Source organism: Salinisphaera sp. SWV1 (assembly GCF_052044155.1).
In the GTDB taxonomy this organism is placed as follows: Bacteria; Pseudomonadota; Gammaproteobacteria; order Nevskiales; family Salinisphaeraceae; genus Salinisphaera.
In genome coordinates this window covers 1-966 of sequence record NZ_JBQDYE010000107.1, presented here as the reverse complement: position 1 = coordinate 966, position 966 = coordinate 1, and the positions used below count along the sequence as shown (strand labels likewise).

The following is a 966-nucleotide window of genomic DNA, read 5'->3' as shown; positions in this document are numbered from 1 at the left end:
GCCGTGGAACCTGCATGCACAGGATTTAGCCATGAACCTGGCCGCCTGTGAATGATGGGGTTTGTGGATCGCTTACCAATGTCCCGCCGCGGTGCAACGATGGCTGGACGATACGTATCCGGCGATTGCGGCCCGGGCCAAAGCCGAAGGCGCCGAGATTCATTGGGGCGACGAGGCAGGCGTGCGGTCCGACGCCCGCGAAGGACGCTCCTATGCGCCGCGGGGCCAGACGCCGGTGGCCCCGATTCCGGCGCGCCGGGTTCGGGTGCAGATGATCTCGACCGTCACCAATGCCGGGCAGATGCGCTTCATGCTGTTCAAGGAGCCCATGCATGCGGCGTTATTGATCCGATTTTTCAAGCGTTTGATCGCCAGCAGCGATCGCAAGGTCTTTGTCATCCTGGACAATCTGCCCGTGCACCGGTCTTACGTCGTACGCGACTGGGTCCATGAGAATGCCGACGCGATTGAGCTGTTCTATCTGCCGTCCTACTCGCCGCACCTGAATCCCGACGAGTATCTCAACAACGATCTCAAGGCGCGTGTCCATCGTCATCCGCCGGCACGCTCAGCGCGAGTGCTCCATCAACAAATGCTGAGTGCGCTACGCAGCATTCAACGACGCGTCGATCACGTACGCCGTTACTTCAGACACCCGAAAGTGCAATATGCGGCGTGATGATTCTTTGCGTATTTGGTCGCCGGAGTAATAATCGGTGAAACGTGTCGACATTAGTTTAAATAAATCCTTATATAGCAACGATTTAGACCGATTTTTCCCGATTCGGATCGCCTAAATTTTTGGCCTCCGAAGCCGAAGGTCGCAGGTTCGAATCCTGCCGGGCGCACCAGACATAGAGAACCCGCCAGATGTGCGGGTTTTTTTATGCTTAAACGAAGCCCATTCGAACCTGCGACAGATAACAAGCCAGGTTCGACGAGTGCGCGCGAGCGCGCTCGAACCGG

1 protein-coding gene is annotated in these 966 nt (G+C 57.3%); it reads left to right on the top strand.

Features of this window, described 5'->3' with window-relative positions:
• Positions 1-61: 61 nt before the first annotated feature.
• Positions 62-679, top strand: coding sequence for an IS630 family transposase (locus tag ACS8YF_RS19640; RefSeq protein ID WP_440851780.1), 618 nt, complete (start codon positions 62-64; stop codon positions 677-679).
• Positions 680-966: the final 287 nt, after the last annotated feature.